Annotated in this window: 18 protein-coding genes, 2 pseudogenes and 1 other annotated feature; of the genes and pseudogenes, 17 read left to right on the top strand and 3 right to left on the bottom strand. The window is 35.5% G+C overall.

Features of this window, described 5'->3' with window-relative positions; all coding sequences use genetic code 11:
• Positions 1–28: 28 nt before the first annotated feature.
• From MKX39_RS11655 to MKX39_RS11630, 6 genes and pseudogenes are all read left to right on the top strand, one after another.
• Entirely contained in the window at positions 29–670 is a 642-nt protein-coding gene (locus MKX39_RS11655; protein WP_340769647.1) for a hypothetical protein, read from the top strand.
• 95 nt (positions 671–765) lie between these two features.
• Positions 766–1,368, top strand: coding sequence for a Maf family protein (locus tag MKX39_RS11650; protein WP_340769646.1), 603 nt, complete (start codon positions 766–768; stop codon positions 1,366–1,368).
• A 23-nt stretch (positions 1,369–1,391) separates the two neighbouring features.
• A pseudogene (radC, locus tag MKX39_RS11645) lies at positions 1,392–1,928 on the top strand (RadC family protein); the annotation flags it as partial.
• A 131-nt stretch (positions 1,929–2,059) separates the two neighbouring features.
• Positions 2,060–3,145 carry a tyrosine-type recombinase/integrase gene (locus MKX39_RS11640; RefSeq protein WP_340758916.1) on the top strand — a complete coding sequence of 362 codons (1,086 nt, stop codon included), beginning with the start codon at positions 2,060–2,062 and terminating at the stop codon, positions 3,143–3,145.
• A 3-nt stretch (positions 3,146–3,148) separates the two neighbouring features.
• The gene (locus tag MKX39_RS11635) at positions 3,149–5,062 is read left to right on the top strand and encodes a tyrosine-type recombinase/integrase (protein WP_340758915.1); all 1,914 of its coding nucleotides are present in this window, start codon (positions 3,149–3,151) and stop codon (positions 5,060–5,062) included.
• Position 5,063: 1 nt separating this feature from the next.
• On the top strand, positions 5,064–5,429 hold the full coding sequence (locus MKX39_RS11630) for a DUF6262 family protein (RefSeq protein ID WP_340758914.1): 366 nt from the start codon (positions 5,064–5,066) through the stop codon (positions 5,427–5,429).
• A gap of 217 nt (positions 5,430–5,646) precedes the next feature.
• Here MKX39_RS11630 and pckA read toward each other — a convergent pair whose 3' ends face one another.
• From pckA to MKX39_RS11615, 3 genes are all read right to left on the bottom strand, one after another.
• On the bottom strand, positions 5,647–7,155 hold the full coding sequence (gene pckA, locus MKX39_RS11625; protein ID WP_340758913.1) for a phosphoenolpyruvate carboxykinase (ATP): 1,509 nt from the start codon (positions 7,153–7,155) through the stop codon (positions 5,647–5,649).
• 34 nt (positions 7,156–7,189) lie between these two features.
• A complete protein-coding gene (locus MKX39_RS11620; protein WP_340758912.1) occupies positions 7,190–8,944 on the bottom strand; it encodes a SulP family inorganic anion transporter in 1,755 nt (584 codons plus the stop codon).
• A 105-nt stretch (positions 8,945–9,049) separates the two neighbouring features.
• A complete protein-coding gene (locus MKX39_RS11615; RefSeq protein WP_340758911.1) occupies positions 9,050–9,394 on the bottom strand; it encodes an ArsR/SmtB family transcription factor in 345 nt (114 codons plus the stop codon).
• A gap of 482 nt (positions 9,395–9,876) precedes the next feature.
• Between MKX39_RS11615 and MKX39_RS11610 the strand changes: the two are divergent.
• The 11 genes and pseudogenes from MKX39_RS11610 to rpmA form a co-directional block, all read left to right on the top strand.
• Positions 9,877–10,011: pseudogene (locus MKX39_RS11610) on the top strand (JAB domain-containing protein); the annotation flags it as partial.
• Positions 10,012–10,106: 95 nt separating this feature from the next.
• Positions 10,107–11,126 (top strand): rod shape-determining protein, encoded by a 1,020-nt coding sequence (locus MKX39_RS11605; protein ID WP_093537008.1) that lies wholly within the window; start codon positions 10,107–10,109, stop codon positions 11,124–11,126.
• A 13-nt stretch (positions 11,127–11,139) separates the two neighbouring features.
• The gene (mreC, locus tag MKX39_RS11600; RefSeq protein ID WP_093537009.1) at positions 11,140–12,042 is read left to right on the top strand and encodes a rod shape-determining protein MreC; all 903 of its coding nucleotides are present in this window, start codon (positions 11,140–11,142) and stop codon (positions 12,040–12,042) included.
• Positions 12,039–12,566, top strand: coding sequence for a rod shape-determining protein MreD (gene mreD / locus MKX39_RS11595; protein ID WP_340762817.1), 528 nt, complete (start codon positions 12,039–12,041; stop codon positions 12,564–12,566). The genes mreC and mreD overlap by 4 nt, the downstream gene beginning before the upstream one ends.
• A gap of 35 nt (positions 12,567–12,601) precedes the next feature.
• Positions 12,602–13,273 (top strand): septum site-determining protein MinC, encoded by a 672-nt coding sequence (gene minC / locus MKX39_RS11590; protein WP_093537011.1) that lies wholly within the window; start codon positions 12,602–12,604, stop codon positions 13,271–13,273.
• 1 nt (position 13,274) lies between these two features.
• Positions 13,275–14,075 (top strand): septum site-determining protein MinD, encoded by an 801-nt coding sequence (gene minD, locus MKX39_RS11585; RefSeq protein ID WP_093537012.1) that lies wholly within the window; start codon positions 13,275–13,277, stop codon positions 14,073–14,075.
• 164 nt (positions 14,076–14,239) lie between these two features.
• Positions 14,240–14,785: a hypothetical protein gene (locus tag MKX39_RS11580; RefSeq protein WP_340769644.1), complete on the top strand. Its 546-nt coding sequence runs from the start codon at positions 14,240–14,242 to the stop codon at positions 14,783–14,785.
• Positions 14,778–15,374 (top strand): metalloprotease, encoded by a 597-nt coding sequence (locus MKX39_RS11575; protein WP_445678024.1) that lies wholly within the window; start codon positions 14,778–14,780, stop codon positions 15,372–15,374. Before MKX39_RS11580 ends, MKX39_RS11575 begins: the two co-directional genes overlap by 8 nt.
• A 51-nt stretch (positions 15,375–15,425) precedes the next feature.
• Positions 15,426–15,505: a sequence feature (ribosomal protein L21 leader region), on the top strand.
• A 12-nt stretch (positions 15,506–15,517) separates the two neighbouring features.
• Positions 15,518–15,826 carry a 50S ribosomal protein L21 gene (gene rplU / locus MKX39_RS11570; RefSeq protein ID WP_093060533.1) on the top strand — a complete coding sequence of 103 codons (309 nt, stop codon included), beginning with the start codon at positions 15,518–15,520 and terminating at the stop codon, positions 15,824–15,826.
• Position 15,827: 1 nt separating this feature from the next.
• Positions 15,828–16,163: a ribosomal-processing cysteine protease Prp gene (locus MKX39_RS11565; protein ID WP_093537015.1), complete on the top strand. Its 336-nt coding sequence runs from the start codon at positions 15,828–15,830 to the stop codon at positions 16,161–16,163.
• Positions 16,164–16,175: 12 nt separating this feature from the next.
• Entirely contained in the window at positions 16,176–16,466 is a 291-nt protein-coding gene (gene rpmA / locus MKX39_RS11560) for a 50S ribosomal protein L27 (RefSeq protein WP_090564003.1), read from the top strand.
• The last annotated feature ends 5 nt before the right edge of the window (positions 16,467–16,471 follow it).

Genomic DNA, 16,471 nt, shown 5'->3' with positions numbered 1-16,471 from the left:
GATAAGGTTATGAAAAAGAGGTGATTCTATGCCAATTGGTAGACGCAGTAATACGCGAAAAAAAGTAATACTAGCAGGGGTGCAAGGGTTGATCATTGGCGTTGTTGGAGTACTATTGTTCGGATTAATATTAAACTTAGCGAATGATAAGAAAGTAAAAAGTGAAGAAATCAAAATTACGACTCCAACCGATGAGAAAGATAAGGTGGAAGCCACAAGTGAAGTGGAGGGGAACTCTCTTCCGTTTCAAGCGAAACAATATGGCATGTTCACTTCCAAAGATAGCGCGATGTCCTTTATTGGTTCTCAGCCCTCTCTTGCTAAAGCAAGTGTTTTTCAGGTAGGGAATGAGTTTTTTGTGTGGAGTGATTTGTATGTTACGACGATACCGACGCAAGAAGCTGAGGTGCTGCCTACCTTTGTGAAAAGTTTGTATGTTTCAACGAATACGTGTGATGATCCTAAAGTGAAAAAAGTGATAGATTTAATACAACAAGAGAATTTGACTAAAAATTTCTTTGAGTCTATTGCTAAAAAAGAAGATTATCCAGCTGATTTAATGGAGATAGTGCAAGCTATATCAGCGTTTTCTGACTCTCCATCTATTCTGAGAATGCATGTTTTTTCCCATTATGCTTCGACGAACAATTGCATAAAATTGAATTTTTAATGCCTTTTTAGGGGGAAGAATTGAATTGCTGTTTTTTATACACAATTTCCATTTTTTCAATAGTTTTGTATGCTATTGAAAAGGGGGAATATAAAATGAAACTAACATCTGATCACCATTTTATTTTAGCTAGTGAGTCACCTAGGAGAAAGGAGCTTTTTGCTAAATTCGGTATTCCATTTGAAGTGATAGCTTCAGGAGCGGTGGAAATAGTGGAAAAAAATCTTTCGGTAGAAGAAGTGGCTAGGAATATCGCCATTAGCAAAACAACTGCAATCCTAAAGGAGAATCCCAGCGCAATTGTCATAGCTGCGGATACAATTGTAAGCTTTGAAAATGAGTTTTTGATGAAACCGAAAGATAATGCGGAAGCAAAAACATTTCTTCAAAAACTATCTGGAAATACCCATCAAGTGACAACAGGAGTTGCTATTTATGGGGGGAATATTTCTGTAAGCTTTGCTGAAACTACTTCTGTAAAGTTTTTTGAACTCTCTGAAGATCAAATAGATGCTTATGTGGCAACGGGAGATTCTTTAGATAAAGCAGGGGGGTATGGAATTCAAACGATGGGTGGATTGTTCGTTGAAAGTATCCAGGGAGATTATAATAATGTCATTGGACTTCCGATCAGTCGCTTGTTTAGGGCGTTATTGTCACTGAGCTTGATAGAAGTGGAGCGTGTGGTGAATACATGAATACTAAATTACCACCTTCTTTGATGATACGCGATGTTCATGTATCTGATCGTCCTAGAGAAAGACTAGTTAGACAAGGCGCTTCCAGTTTATCTAACCAAGAATTGATCGCAATCCTGCTTCGTACCGGAACGAAGCAGGAATCGGTTCTTCACCTCGCCAATCGTGTCCTCAACTATTTTGAACAAATCCAAGAATTAAAAAATGCTTCCATAGAAGAAATAACTGCTGTTAAAGGTATTGGCCAAGCTAAAGCTGTCCAACTACTTGCGGCAGTCGAACTTGGTAAACGTCTATCTCAGCAAAAGACAGACGACAAGTTTACTATACGATCCCCGAAAGACGCTGCTACCTATTTAATGGCAGATATGACCTCATTAAACCAAGAGCATTTCGTAACACTTTTCCTTAATGTCAAAAATCAAATTCTTCATAAACAAACAATATTTATTGGCTCTCTTAATGCCTCTATTGTGCACCCGAGGGAAATCTTCCGCGAAGCTGTAAAACGTTCAGCTGCCTCGATAATTTGTGCACATAATCATCCCTCCGGTAATCCCATAAACATAGTATCCTAAACTAGAGTACTCTAAGTACTTAAAGTTTAGGATTTTTTTAATTCAATACTTTAACTAATGAATAAATATAGGTATTATTTATAGGAGTTAAGGTATTTAAAGGTGGTGGAGAAATGAAAGTTCAAAAAGTAGTTGTTGAGGAAAAATCATATCCATTATACATACTATTAGACAAAAATTTTGAAGTGGTAGAACCGGTTAAGAGATATATAAAGTACTTGGATAATACGGGGAAAGCGCCAAATACGATTAAAACATATTGTTATCATCTCAAGCTGTTTTATGAATTTATGAGCCAAAGAGGAATTAGATTAGAAGATTTGAAATTCGAGGAAATGTCAAACTTTGTGGGATGGTTAAGAAATCCAACGGGGGAGGTAAAGGTAATAGATTTACAACCAAAGAAGGCTAAAAGAGAAGAAACATCTGTTAATGCCATACTTAATGCTGTAACTAGTTTCTTAGAGTATTTAAATCGTACAGGAGATTTTAAAGCTATAGATATGACTAAAGAAGCGAGGGGAAGAAATTTCAAGGGGTTTCTTCACCATATTTCTAAAGGTAAATCTTATCAAAAAAATATTTTAAAGCTTAGGGTCAAAAAGAAACTTGTACAAGTATTAGAACACGAACAAGTTAAAGCAATAATCGATGCGTGTCATACAAAAAGGGATAAGTTACTTATTATGCTTATGTATGAAGGAGGACTTCGGGTAGGAGAGGTATTATCCCTTCGTATCGAAGATATTTCTACTTGGGATAATCAGATTAATATCATGCCAAGAGATCACAACGAAAATGGGGCTTATATTAAGCTTAGAAAAGAACGAACAATCGATGTTAGCAAGGAATTAATGGCTTTATACACCGATTATTTAGTTCATGAATATGGGGAAGATTTGGAGCATGATTATATATTTATAAATCTCAAAGAATCTTATTTTGGGAAACCTCTAAAATATCAAAGTGTATTAGATCTTATAAGGCGATTGGTGAAACGGACAGGGATTACCTTCACTGCCCATATGTTGCGTCATACGCATGCCACAGAACTCATTAGAAGTGGATGGGATGCTGCTTACGTACAAAAAAGGTTAGGTCATGCACATGTACAAACAACACTTGATACATACGTTCATCTTTCTGATCAAGATATGAAAAATGAATATAAAGCGTATCTCCAAGGGAGAGAAACATAAAAAATGAAATTTCCAAGCGTTGCAACAAATCGAAAGCTCGTCACTAACACAGAGATTAATAAAAAAATAGCGGATATGACTAGTGTCTTACAAGGGTTTTGGGCAGCAGATAGATGGGATATAAGAATTTGCCCACATCCTAGTGCGATAGAGTTAAGTAAGAATCCTTCGTTAAGAAATCGTTGGGTAAATTTTGATAAAGTAGAAAACATCTGGTTAAAAACAGAATTAAAATACTTTTATTATGTTCTCTTAAATAATGGAACTTGGAGTGCAAAAACTGTTTGGATTAGAAAAGGAACAGTGATAAGTCGAATGTTGGGGTTTTTAAATTTAAAATATCCCGATATTACCTCTATAACTGAAGTACCTATAGTAAAAGCTTTGACGGAATACCGAACTTACTTAGTAGAACAAGGAATAAAATCTACGACTAAAAATTACAAGCTTGATATAAATCAAAATAAAATTTCTGTGCAAGCGAACTCCTACTACGTTACTAATTTAAAACAGTTTATGGAGTTCTATGAGGATTTCTATTTTGATGGTGAAGAATGGGATAAAGATGTTTGGGATCTAAGAAAACTTTCATTGCCGGAAGATAAGATAAATCCAACGTCCTACGAATATACAATCAATTTCAAGGGTTTTGAAAATGATTATTTTAAAGAAATCGTCAAGCGATATTGTAAGTTAATGTTAAATACACGTAGCTTTTCCCATGTAGTTGATATGGCGTCAAAATTAAGAGAGTTTTTTAATTTTATAAATACAAATTGTGAAGGCATACGAAGGATTCATCAATTAACTAGGAATGAAGTTGAGCAATATTTAAATGAAATTAATTTAAAAGGTTTAAAACCTAGTACTGCGACTGGACGAATATCTACTTTAGAAGTTTTTTTCTCTACACTTCAAAGGTTTGATTGGAAGGATTCGCCTTCCCAAATCCTTATCTTTCGAGAAGATTATCCTAAAGTGCCGAAGGCACAACCACGTTATATAGATGAACATGTCCTTGAACAATTAAATGTTAAATTGGATAAATTGGAACCTTATATGGCTGCAATGGTTATGGTACTTCAAGAATGCGGAATGCGTATCGGTGAACTTTGTACATTGAAAAAAGGGAGTGTCATAACAGATAAAGAAGGGGATTGCTTTTTAAAGTATTATCAGTGGAAAATGAAGAAAGAACATACCATTCCTATTTCTAAAGAAATTGCTGCATTGATATTGGTTCAAGAGCAAAGAGTGGCTTATGAACTTGACGATGGATGTGTATATGTATTTCCACGGAAAGATGGTTCTCCATTGAAGCAAGATACCTTTAGAGTTAAATTAAATAAATTAGCTTATGAAGAAAAGATAACGGATAATAAAGGAGAGATTTTCCGATTTCATGCTCATGCCTTTCGGCATACAGTTGGCACTAGAATGATAAACAACGGAGTGCCACAGCATATTGTTCAAAAATTCTTAGGGCATGAATCACCAGAAATGACTGCAAGATATGCCCATATTTTTGATGAAACTCTAAAGAAAGAGTTCATAAAGTTTAAGGAAACTTTGGTGACGAATAGCGGTAGCATTCTGGATTTAACCGAAGAAAATACTGAAGCTGACAATACAGATCTTCAATGGTTTAAAAAAAATATCAATGCACAAGCACTTCCTAATGGCTATTGTCGTTTACCAGTAATTGCGGGACCGTGTCCTCACGCAAATGCTTGTTTAGATTGTACGAACTTCTGTACAAGTAAACAATTTCTAAATGAACATGAAGAGCACTTAGACCGAACTAAAGAAATATTAAATAGGGCTAAACAGAACCAATGGCAGCGTCAGGTTGAAACTAACGAACGTGTTAAAAATAGATTAGAGCAAATTATTCATTCGTTAAAGGAGACGAATTAAGATGACTAGAAAGAGTAACACAACTGCCATAATTCAACTATCCAAAGAAAAGTCGGAGAAGACAAGAATTAGGGTTGAAAAGACAATTTCAGAGATGGCACTGAAAAAAGAGAAGATTAATTTTAATTCCGTTGCACAAAAAGCAAGTGTTTCAAAGTCATGGCTGTACAAACAAAAAGACATTAGAACTAGAATAGAGACATTAAGAGGGATGCAAATAAGTGAATTAGTTCCCCGTAAACAGAGTAAAAACCTTCGTTCAGAAGATAGTTTAATTAAGACATTAAAAATCCGAATAAAGGCACTAGAAGAAGAAAACAAACAATTAAGGGATCAAGTTCAAAAATTACATGGCAAGTTGTTTTAGAGGTCTTGTTGAATAAGATAAAATAGTACATTGCAAATTAAAACAAGAAAAGCACTCTGTTAAATATGGAGCAAGGCATTCCCGAAGATCTTCTATGGTTAGACTACAGCTAATGTTACTGGATAGATAACATTCCCTTGGGGAAAAATCAAAATATACAAAAGTAAGTGGAGAAAAACGACTCGTTTTTCTCCACTTACCCTTTATTTTATGATTTTTATAAAAACTTCTCGAAATTTTCCCGAAATAGATTTGTTAATTTTGTTGCTTGGATATCATAAGCCTCTTTATCTTTCCATGTATTGCGGGGGTTAAGAATTTCAGATGGTACATTAGGACAACTTTTAGGTATGTTAAGACCAAAACTCCGTTCCATTTCAAATTCTGTATGTGCTAATTGACCTTCAATAGCTGCTGTAACCATCGCTCGAGTATGGGAAAGGGAAATACGTTCGCCTATTCCATAAGGGCCTCCTGACCAACCTGTATTAATTAAATAAACATCCACGTCATGTTTCCGAATTTTCTCTCGAAGCATTTCAGCATAAACTCTAGGTGATAATGGCAAGAATGGTGCACCAAAACAGGTTGAAAATGTTGCTTCTGGTTCTGTTATGCCCCTTTCAGTTCCAGCTAATTTACTGGTATAACCTGAAAGAAAATAATACATGGCATGTTCTTTTGATAATTTAGAAATGGGTGGTAAAACACCGAACGCATCTGCTGTTAAAAAGAAAATAACATTTGGATGTCCTGCCGTACTCGGATTAAGAGCATGCGGAATGTTATGGATCGGATAAGCTGCTCGTGTGTTTTCTGTTAAACTACAATCATTATAATCTGCCAAATGTGTATGAGGATCGATTATGACATTTTCTAAAACAGATCCATAAGTAATCGCGCGAAATATTTCTGGTTCTTTTTCCTCTGATAAGTTGATGCATTTTGCGTAACAACCACCTTCAATATTAAATACACCTTTGTCTGACCAACCATGTTCATCATCACCAATTAACATACGATTAGCATCTGCTGAGAGAGTGGTCTTTCCCGTACCTGATAAACCAAAAAATAAAGCAACATCTTCATTTAATCCTTTATTTGCAGAACAATGCATAGAAAGAACATCATTAATTGGTAAAAGATAATTCATTATAGTAAAAATCGATTTTTTAATCTCTCCTGCGTACTGTGTTCCTCCAATCAATACGATTTTTTTATCGAAATTAATCACAATAAAAGTTTCGGAATTTGTTCCATGAATGGAAGGTGTAGCTTCAAAATTAGGAACGCAGATTACAGTGAAATCTTCTTTGTGTACAGCTAACTCTTCTTTTGTTGGACGAATAAATAATTGATGAGCAAATAAATTATGCCAAGCATACTCGTTAATGATTCGAATAGGTAGACGATATGCTTGATCGGCTCCAGCGAACCCATCAAATACAAATAGTTCTTTTTCTTCTAGATAATTAGAAACATCCTTTAAAAGAAGATCAAAATTTGCTGACGTCATTTGTTGATTTGTTTTCCAATCAATTGCAAGTTCAGAGGCAAGTTCTTTAACAATAAATTTATCTTTAGGTGAACGGCCTGTATATTTACCTGTTTTCGCTACTATCGCGCCACCAGAAGAAAGTTGAACCTCTTTACGCTTGATAGCGATTTTTATTAGTTGACTAGGTGTTATATTAAAATGTAATTTGAGTGCGTTGTTTAGTCCCATTTTATATCCATCCTTTTTAGTTATCTTTTATTTTTTATATTTCTAGTAATTTAGACTCCTTTTTATCGAGATTTCCTGTATGTGAAAGTTGATTGCATTCATGAAAAGCGAAATGCTTACATCCTAAACATTTATTATGGTTAATTTCTGAGATGGAATAGTCAATGGCTTCGCCTGTACGACTAAATATATACTTTTCACCAATTTCATCATAAAGACCAGACTTTTTCAATGACTTTTTCAAATCATCAACTATACCTGAAAGCACAAGAATTCCACCTTGTTTTTTATAATAATTGACAATATTCTTCAAATTCGCTTCACCTGTCGAATCGATGAACGGTACTTTCCCCATACGTAAAATCAAGACAGTAGGTTCATAATGAATTGTATCCATTATGCGTTGTTCAAACACTTGTGCAGCACCAAAAAAAAGTGGCCCTTCAATTGTATAAATGCTAATTTGTGGGCAGTTATGAGCTTCGTTAACTACATGGGATTGAACAATTTCATTCTTATGAGTGTGGTCTGGTAACACTTTGGAAACAACCAACATATTACTCATGCGTTTTGCGAATAAAACGACAGCTAAGATGAGACCAACCATAACTGCTATCGTAATACTGGTGAAGACAGTTAAAAGAAATGTAACCAATAAAATAAGAGAATCGCCACTTTTCATTTTCAACACATGAAGAAACTGTTTTCTTTCACTCATATTCCAAGCCACTATCATTAAAACAGGCGCCATACTAGCTAACGGAATAAGTGAAGCATAGGGTGCTAATATTAAGAGGGTTAATAAAACAAAAATCCCATGAATAATCCCTGACATAGGAGAAGTAGCACCAGATTTAATATTTGTCGCTGTTCGTGCAATTGCACCTGTAGCTGGAATTCCTCCAAATAAAGGAGTAATGATATTTGCAATTCCTTGGCCCATTAATTCACGATTACTATTGTGTTTACTATTCGTCATCCCATCTGCTACTACAGCGGATAAGAGAGATTCAATTCCTCCCAATATAGCAATTACAAATGCAGGTACTATTAAACGCTGTATTCTTTCCCATGTTATATCGGGAAAGCGAAAATGAGGGAGTTGGCTTGGAATTTCTCCAAAGGTGGAGCCTATAGTTGAAATATTGCCTGAAAAGAATACTGTTGCTATTATTGTTGTTACGATTAAACCAATTAGTGATCCAGGAACTTTCGGCAATAATTTCGGTGTGAGTAAAATGACGAAAAGACACAATATGGCAATTCCTATACTATAAAAATTCATTGTATCAATATGAAAGATAATTTCCTTCATGTTGTCAATGAACTTCTCATGTTTTTCAAGCCCTGTCAGTCCAAAGAAATTTTCAATTTGCCCTGTGAAAATAATAATGGCAATCCCTGAAGTAAAACCAATTGTGACAGGACGAGGGATGAATTTAATCAAAGAACCTATTTTAAAAATCGCCATTAAACACAAGATAATACCGGCTAAAAAACCAGCAAGTAATAAATCTGTATATCCATAAGCTATGACAATCCCAAAAAGAATAGGTACGAAAGCACCAGTAGGTCCTCCAATTTGATATTTCGATCCACCAAATAAAGAAATTAAGATACCAGCAATACATGCTGTGTAAATCCCGTATTCTGGTTTCACACCTGATGCAATAGCAAATGCCATAGCTAATGGTATAGCAATTACCCCTACAATAACGCCTGAAAGAAGATCTTTTTGGAAATGCCGTATTGAATAGTCATCAAATCTTCCTGTAAAAAAGCTTTTCATTATACCCCTTCTTTTTCTATGAATGATTAAAATAGTAAATTGATTGTATATTATTGATTGTTTAGGGAGTTATATCTATTTAAATTTCCATTGATTACTCCGATTCTATGATTTAGAAAGTGTATCTTCTTCATCTAATTCTTCTAACATAGAAAGGGTATCAATTAAATGATTATTGAAGATTTCTCGTGTAACTATTAAAAGTTTTATAATGGATGGGTCGCGAAGTGAATAAACAACTCGTTTACCATTTTTGATACCAACTACAATATTTTTAGAGCGTAATACACTTAGTTGTTGGGAAACTGCGGAACCTTCACTATTAAGAGTGCTTTGAATTTCTGTAACGCTCTTTTCTCCTTCTGACAGTAATTCAAGAATCCGTATTCTTAGTGGATGTGCCAAGGCTTTAAAAAAATCAGCTTTAAATTGTTGTATATCTGTCCACAATCAATTTTCCTCCTTTGACAAATTCGATTATACATATTCAAATGTTTGAATATGTATAATCGAATTATACCTCCAGTTCTTTTGATTTACAAATCATTTTAAGTTAAAAATACAGAAATGTAGTTTTCTATCGTTAATACCTAAATTAATTAGTTAATCAACAATTCCTAGTGCGAAGTATCTTTACAGCGAACGACCAGACTTCGTTTATCCATCCAGTTGGTACAAGTTCCTGTTCTAATAAAGGCAAAACGACATGATCCCCACCGAAAACTAAATTTACAGGGGTAAACGAAATAAAAAGGCGACCACTCATTTGAAGTGCCCCCATAAAGTTAAACAGTTTTTCTTATCTTTTTTGACTAATTCTTTCATAAAAAAGGTAATTTTATAATTTAGTTATGCTAACTCTGAAGACATGTAGTCAAAGCCAAGAGATTGCTTTCATAATATTTCTCCCACTTTACTATTGATATCAAATAACACCGTCCACAGAAGATATTGATGTGACGAAAAGACTATTTGAGGCAGGCCAACTTATGGGCATAGAACTCCTGGATCATGTGATCATTGGTGATCACCAGTTTATAAGCTTAAAAGAAAAAGGGTATATGTGACACTGTGCAATTTCCGTTCTATCAGTTATAATGAGAGTTATGACTTTATGACAACGAAGTAAAACTTGTTTGAGATAGAAAGGGAGTAAATAATAGTGTTTGGATTTGGATCAAGAGATTTGGGAATAGATTTAGGAACAGCAAATACGCTAGTTTTCATCAAAGGAAAAGGTATTGTACTTAGAGAGCCATCGGTTGTAGCGAAAAATGTACAAAATGGAGCTATTGTGGCAGTAGGAAACGATGCAAAAAATATGATCGGTCGTACGCCTGGTTCAATCGTTGCAATTCGTCCTATGAAGGATGGAGTTATCGCGGATTTTGATACAACTTCTGCAATGATAGAGTATTATTTGAAAAATGCGATGAAAGCTTCTGGAATGTCATGGAGCAAACCAAATGTCATGATTTGTGTCCCATTTGGTATTACTTCTGTGGAGCAACGTGCTGTAATTGATGCTGCGAAGCAGGCTGGTGCACGAGAAGCTTTAACAATAGAAGAGCCTTTTGCAGCTGCAATTGGAGCAAATTTACCTGTGTGGGAACCTACTGGTAGTATGGTCGTTGATATAGGTGGGGGTACGACAGAGGTTGCCGTTATATCACTTGGTGGAATTGTAACAAGTGAATCAGTCCGCGTTGCTGGAGATTCTATGGATCATGCCATTACTGCATATATCCGTAAAACGTATAACTTAACGATTGGTGAACGTACGGCAGAAGCAATTAAAATTGAGATTGGCTCTGCAAGAGTATCTGATGAAGAAGAAAAAATGGATATTCGCGGACGTGATTTAGTAACAGGACTGCCAAAAACGATTGAAATTACTTCTAAAGAAATTTCAAATGCATTACGTGAGTCGATTTCCGCTATTATTGATGGTGTGAAGAAGACATTAGAACAAACTCCACCTGAATTATCTGCAGATGTAATGGAGCGCGGAATCATGTTAACTGGCGGTGGAGCATTACTGAAAAATCTAGACAAAGTTATTAGCGATCAAACGAATATACCTGTATTTATTGCAGAAAATCCACTGGATTGTGTTGCAATTGGTACTGGGAAAGCGTTAGATCATATGAATGTACTGAAACGCCAACAAACAAAACACTAAGGAGAAGTGTGATATGCCACAATTTTTTTCGAATAAGCGATTAATATTGCTGCTTGTAGGGATGATTTTTCTTGTGGCGCTCATCAGCTTTTCTTTGCGAGATCGAAATCATGCATCCTTACCTGAACAGGTTATTAAAGATGTGGTCGGGTTTGGACAATCTATATTTTCCAAACCGACCCAATATATAACGGGTGTATTTGATAATGTAGAATCCTTACTTAATACATATGATGAAAATAAACGACTAAAAGTAAGATTAGAAGATTATGTAGCACTTCAAGCTTCTGTAAATGATCTACGTCTTGAAAATGATGAGCTACGCAAAATTGTTGATAAGGAAGAGGATCTTCGCGCGTATAATCCTATCCAAGCAACCGTTATTGCTAGAAATCCCGACCAATGGGAAGAAAAAATTATTATTGATAAAGGGGAGATTCACGGGATAGAGGTAAATATGGCTGTGATGACTGCTCAAGGGTTAATTGGAAAAGTAACCTTGACCACACCTTATACATCTACTGTGGAACTTTTGTCTACTCAAAATCCAAATTATCGAGTTTCGGCTGTAATTGCTGAAGGGAAAGAAGTTTTTGGATTAATTGAAGGATATGATGAAAAACGTAAAGAACTAATACTAAAAAGAATTGATTCTGAGTATGAAGTGAAAAAAGGTCAAAAAGTAACAACTTCTGGTTTAGGTGGAATTTTCCCGAAAGGTATATTAATCGGTGAAGTTACGGAAGTCACAACGGATGACTACGGCTTAACTAAGTTGGCGTATGTTAAACCTGCTGCAAGTTTCTCTATTTTAGATCACGTAATTGTTTCTAAGCGCACCATTACTAATGTAGATGGTACAGACGGAGGAAATACGGATGCTGATCTTACAGAAGGTGCAGGGGACGGCTCATGACTCGTATTCTAGTGATTGCCATTTCGGTTCTATTATTCTATTTAGAACCGATTTTTGGTCTTTTTTCGCCAATTGAATTAAATAGTGATTTTTATGTACTAGTACCACGTTTTCTCATTATATATCTAATTTTTGTAGCCGTTTATTATGACAGAAAACGAGCGATGCTTTATGGTTTGTTTTTTGGGCTCTTGTATGATGTCTTTTTCATTGATATTATTGGATTATATTCTTTTATTTATCCTCTCATGTGTTTAGTCGCAAGCTTTACGGTTAAATACATTCACCAACATCTGTTGGTTTCTACTATTCTTACCTTGCTTCTAGTAGCAGGGGTAGAGTTGTTATTATTCTTATTTTATACGTCCATCGGTATTAAAACGATGACATTTACTTATTTTTATCAACATAATCTCATTCCTACAATGATTGCAAATGCTGTATTTTTATTGATGTTCGGATGGGCATTTAAATATATTCTTCTAAATCGGTTTAATCAAAAAGCTTTATTGCTTCAAAAATAGCTTGTTGATTTAACAGTAAATCTGAGGTGACTTGATTGACAAAGAAGCAGTTAATATTTATCAAAGGAACGAAAGAGGGCCTTGTATTACGCCTAGACGATCAGTGTTCATATACAGAGCTTTTAGATGAATTAGCGAAGAAGGTTTCTGATGAAGGTTTTGAAGGTCAAGCGGAGGTATTATTACATTTAGGTTATCGTTACTGTAACGATGAGCAGACGAAAGAGATTATTTCTTGCGTTCAGCAAACAGAACATCTGCGTGTGACTAAAATTCAAAGTGAAGTTATGACGGTGGAAGATTGTAATAGAAGATTACTAGAAAACCAGTCAGAGACTTATGTAGGTATTGTTCGGTCAGGACAAGTTATTACTGCTTTGGGAGATTTAGTAGTTGTTGGCGATGTGAATCCCAATGGTAGAGTAGTTGCAGGTGGGAATATTTTTGTCCTTGGAAGACTTAAAGGTATTGCTCATGCAGGTTCATCTGGGAACAAGGATGCAGTTATAGCGGCATCTTGGCTAGAGGCAACGCATTTAATCATCGATAGTGTGGTTGAAACGATGACAGATGAGTTGACCGTTCTTTCTGAGCAACCTGAAATGGAATGTGCTTATTTACATACAAATGGTTCTATCGCAATTGATCGTTTACAAGATCTTCGTCTGTTAAGACCAAATTTATCAACATTTAAAGGAGGAAGCTAATGTGGGAGAAGCAATCGTTATAACTTCAGGTAAAGGTGGGGTCGGTAAAACGACTACAACAGCTAACCTTGGAACTGCATTGGCCCTGCAAGGGAAAAAAGTTTGTTTAATGGATACGGATATTGGTTTACGTAACTTGGATGTAGTGCTAGGTCTGGAAAATAGAATTATCTACGATTTAGTAGATGTTATCGAAGGACGTTGTAAAATACATCAAGCGCTTGTGAAAGATAAACGCTTCGAGGATAGACTGTATTTACTTCCTGCAGCTCAAACTGTAGACAAAAATGCTGTTAATCCTGAACAAATGAAAGAACTTGTTTTAGAGTTAAAACGCGAATATGATTATGTCTTAATTGATTGCCCAGCTGGAATTGAACAAGGCTATAAAAATGCCATTGCAGGTGCAGATAAAGCAATAGTAGTTACTACACCGGAAATTTCAGCTGTACGTGATGCGGATCGTATTATTGGCTTATTAGAGCAAGAAGGCACAATAGATCCGCCTAAGTTAATCATCAACCGAATTCGTCAGCATCTGATGAACCAAGGTGATGCACTGGATATAAATGAGATTACCACTCACTTATCTATTGATCTATTGGGAATTATCGCGGATGATGAAAGTGTTATAACTTCATCTAATAAAGGTGAACCGGTTGTTATGGATCCTTCTAACAGAGCGGCCCTTGGATACCGTAACATTGCGAGACGTATTTTAGGAGAATCGGTACCATTAATGTCCATGGACCTTCCTAAAGTTGGCGTTTTCTCTAAAATCAAATCTATTTTTTCTAAATAAGAATGGAGACCGACTGCCCAGTTTTGAGGTAGTCGGTTTATTTTTGTTTCACTTAAAAAAGGCTTAATAGGTTCCGTGATAGCAAGTTATACTCCTTACAACACTTCAAAAACTAATTCATTAAACAACCTCAACCTTCATATATTCTTCTTAGGGGGAATGTTATGCTTTCAAAAAGAAAATGGGTTCTTTCATTTCTATTTGTACTTTCATTTATTTTATTAGCAAAGTTAGAGGGTAATAGTACTCTCTCAACCAATTATGCCAGTCTACTATTAGAACCACAAAAACCAACAGATATTTATGAGGATGTAGTTGCTTGGATTACTCGAACAGATGACTTAATTAGTGTAAGTGCACCTGTATCTAGTCCTCCTTTAATCGAATATAAATCGATTCAGCCTTTAGAAGATGGTGCAATTTTGTCCATTGATAAATCCCAAGACCTGTATGCATCTGAAGATGGTCTTATTATTTATACTGGTCATCGAAAGAAAACTGGTAAAACGTTATCTATTTTATATGATACGGGAGAAACTGCTACATACGGTTTTGTAGATGATTTTCATCAATTGCCATATACGACTGTAAACGCGGGAGATATATTTGCCTCTGTTGAAAATGACATGCTATATGTCCAGGTGGAAAAAGATGGAGAGATGTTAGATACCGAAGAGCTCATTGAGTGGCTTGCCGTCTTCTATGAATAAACGACTGTTTCGTGTACACCCCATAATGATTCCTTTTTTTCTATTCTTTTATTTATCAGGAGAAATAGCTATGTATGCACTCGTGTTTGGATCGCTATTGGTTCATGAGTTAGGTCATCTATTAGTCGCGATTTGGATGGGTGCTAAAGTTCAATCTTGTACTATTTTGCCCTATGGTGGAGAGATAAAGATGGAACAATTCTCGAAGCAACCTAAGAGGATACAGGTGTGTATAATCTTAGGTGGACCATTATGTACGCTTCTCTTGCTCTTATTTGGCATGCTTATAGACTTTCCTCAAGCGAATATATTTATAATGATTCAATTATCAATTTTCAGCTTAAATCTATTACCAATATTCCCGTTAGACGGTGGGCGAATCATACATTCTATTTTTCCGAAGTTGTATGAGGAGCTGATCGGCTTTTCGGGATGTATTTGTGTTATTATTTTTGTGGTTAGTTTGTTTTATTTTCCTGTGGCTTTGGTTATCTCCATTATATTTTTATTTCTTGCTTTTCAAAATCTTTCTTATTGGAGATTTCGTAAGTATAAGCTTGCATTTGATTGGATAACGAAAAGCGCTTGACTAAGAATAATATATGTGATAATATTTTAATGTTATGATTTGTAGCAGCACCCGTTGCTACAACCGCTCTGAAAAGGTTATAAGTATTCGAGTTTTGAATCACCTTTTGGAAGGCGAGTCTTAGTCTAAGAGGAGGTGCAAGTATGTACGCAATTATTGAAACTGGTGGTAAACAAATCAAAGTTGAACAAGGGCAAGAAATCTACATTGAAAAATTAGATGCTAATGCTGATGAAGTTGTAACTTTTGAAAAAGTTTTATTCGTAGGTGGAGAAGATGTAAAAGTTGGTGCTCCATTCGTGGAAGGTGCTACAGTTACAGCGAAAGTTGTAAAAAATGGCAAAGCTAAAAAAATTACAGTCTTCAAATACAAAGCGAAAAAGAACTATCACAAAAAACAAGGTCACAGACAGCCATACACTAAATTAGTAGTAGAATCTATTAGTTTATAAGATGATTAAAGTGATTATAACAAAAGATCAATCCGGTCATATACATTCTTTCGAGATGAAAGGCCATGCTGATTTTGCGGAACATGGAAAAGATTTAGTGTGTGCAGGAGCTTCTGCTGTATCATTTGGTGCAGTGAATGCGGTGATCGCACTTACAGGAATCACACCTATAATTACGCAAAAAGGGGACGGAGGCTATTTATACGTCGAGGTTCCAAGCATATCTAATCTAGAAAAAGCTGCTCAAATACAGCTTATTTTGGAAGCGATGATTGTCTCTTTACAAACGATTGAGCAAGATTATGCCAAGTATATAAAAATAACCTTCAAAAAGTAGGAGGTGGAACATATGTTAAAATTAAATCTTCAGTTTTTCGCATCCAAAAAGGGAGTAGGTTCGACTCGTAACGGTCGTGACTCTCAATCGAAACGTCTAGGCGCTAAACGTGCTGACGGACAATTCGTATCAGGTGGATCAATTTTATACCGTCAACGCGGGACTAAAATTCATCCAGGTGAAAACGTTGGACGTGGTGGAGATGACACACTTTTTGCGAAAGTTGACGGTGTAGTGCGCTTTGAGCGTTTCGGCCGCGACAAGAAAAAAGTAAGTGTATATCCTGTAGCTCAAGAAGCTTAATGAAT

The organism is Psychrobacillus sp. FSL K6-1464 (assembly GCF_038003145.1).
Classification (GTDB): Bacteria; Bacillota; Bacilli; order Bacillales_A; family Planococcaceae; genus Psychrobacillus; species Psychrobacillus psychrotolerans.
This window is presented reverse-complemented; position numbering and strand designations above follow the sequence as displayed.

Excerpts from the sequence above, each read along its gene's own strand:
- mreD (WP_340762817.1), top strand. The coding sequence starts at position 12,039 with ATGACTCGTATTCTAGTGATTGCCATTTCGGTTCTATTATTCTATTTA.
- MKX39_RS11655 (WP_340769647.1), top strand. The coding sequence starts at position 29 with ATGCCAATTGGTAGACGCAGTAATACGCGAAAAAAAGTAATACTAGCA.
- MKX39_RS11565 (WP_093537015.1), top strand. The coding sequence starts at position 15,828 with ATGATTAAAGTGATTATAACAAAAGATCAATCCGGTCATATACATTCT.
- MKX39_RS11640 (WP_340758916.1), top strand. The coding sequence starts at position 2,060 with ATGAAAGTTCAAAAAGTAGTTGTTGAGGAAAAATCATATCCATTATAC.
- pckA (WP_340758913.1), bottom strand. The coding sequence starts at position 7,155 with ATGGGACTAAACAACGCACTCAAATTACATTTTAATATAACACCTAGT.
- MKX39_RS11620 (WP_340758912.1), bottom strand. The coding sequence starts at position 8,944 with ATGAAAAGCTTTTTTACAGGAAGATTTGATGACTATTCAATACGGCAT.
- rplU (WP_093060533.1), top strand. The coding sequence starts at position 15,518 with ATGTACGCAATTATTGAAACTGGTGGTAAACAAATCAAAGTTGAACAA.
- MKX39_RS11635 (WP_340758915.1), top strand. The coding sequence starts at position 3,149 with ATGAAATTTCCAAGCGTTGCAACAAATCGAAAGCTCGTCACTAACACA.
- MKX39_RS11650 (WP_340769646.1), top strand. The coding sequence starts at position 766 with ATGAAACTAACATCTGATCACCATTTTATTTTAGCTAGTGAGTCACCT.
- MKX39_RS11575 (WP_445678024.1), top strand. The coding sequence starts at position 14,778 with ATGAATAAACGACTGTTTCGTGTACACCCCATAATGATTCCTTTTTTT.
- MKX39_RS11630 (WP_340758914.1), top strand. The coding sequence starts at position 5,064 with ATGACTAGAAAGAGTAACACAACTGCCATAATTCAACTATCCAAAGAA.
- rpmA (WP_090564003.1), top strand. The coding sequence starts at position 16,176 with ATGTTAAAATTAAATCTTCAGTTTTTCGCATCCAAAAAGGGAGTAGGT.
- MKX39_RS11580 (WP_340769644.1), top strand. The coding sequence starts at position 14,240 with ATGCTTTCAAAAAGAAAATGGGTTCTTTCATTTCTATTTGTACTTTCA.
- mreC (WP_093537009.1), top strand. The coding sequence starts at position 11,140 with ATGCCACAATTTTTTTCGAATAAGCGATTAATATTGCTGCTTGTAGGG.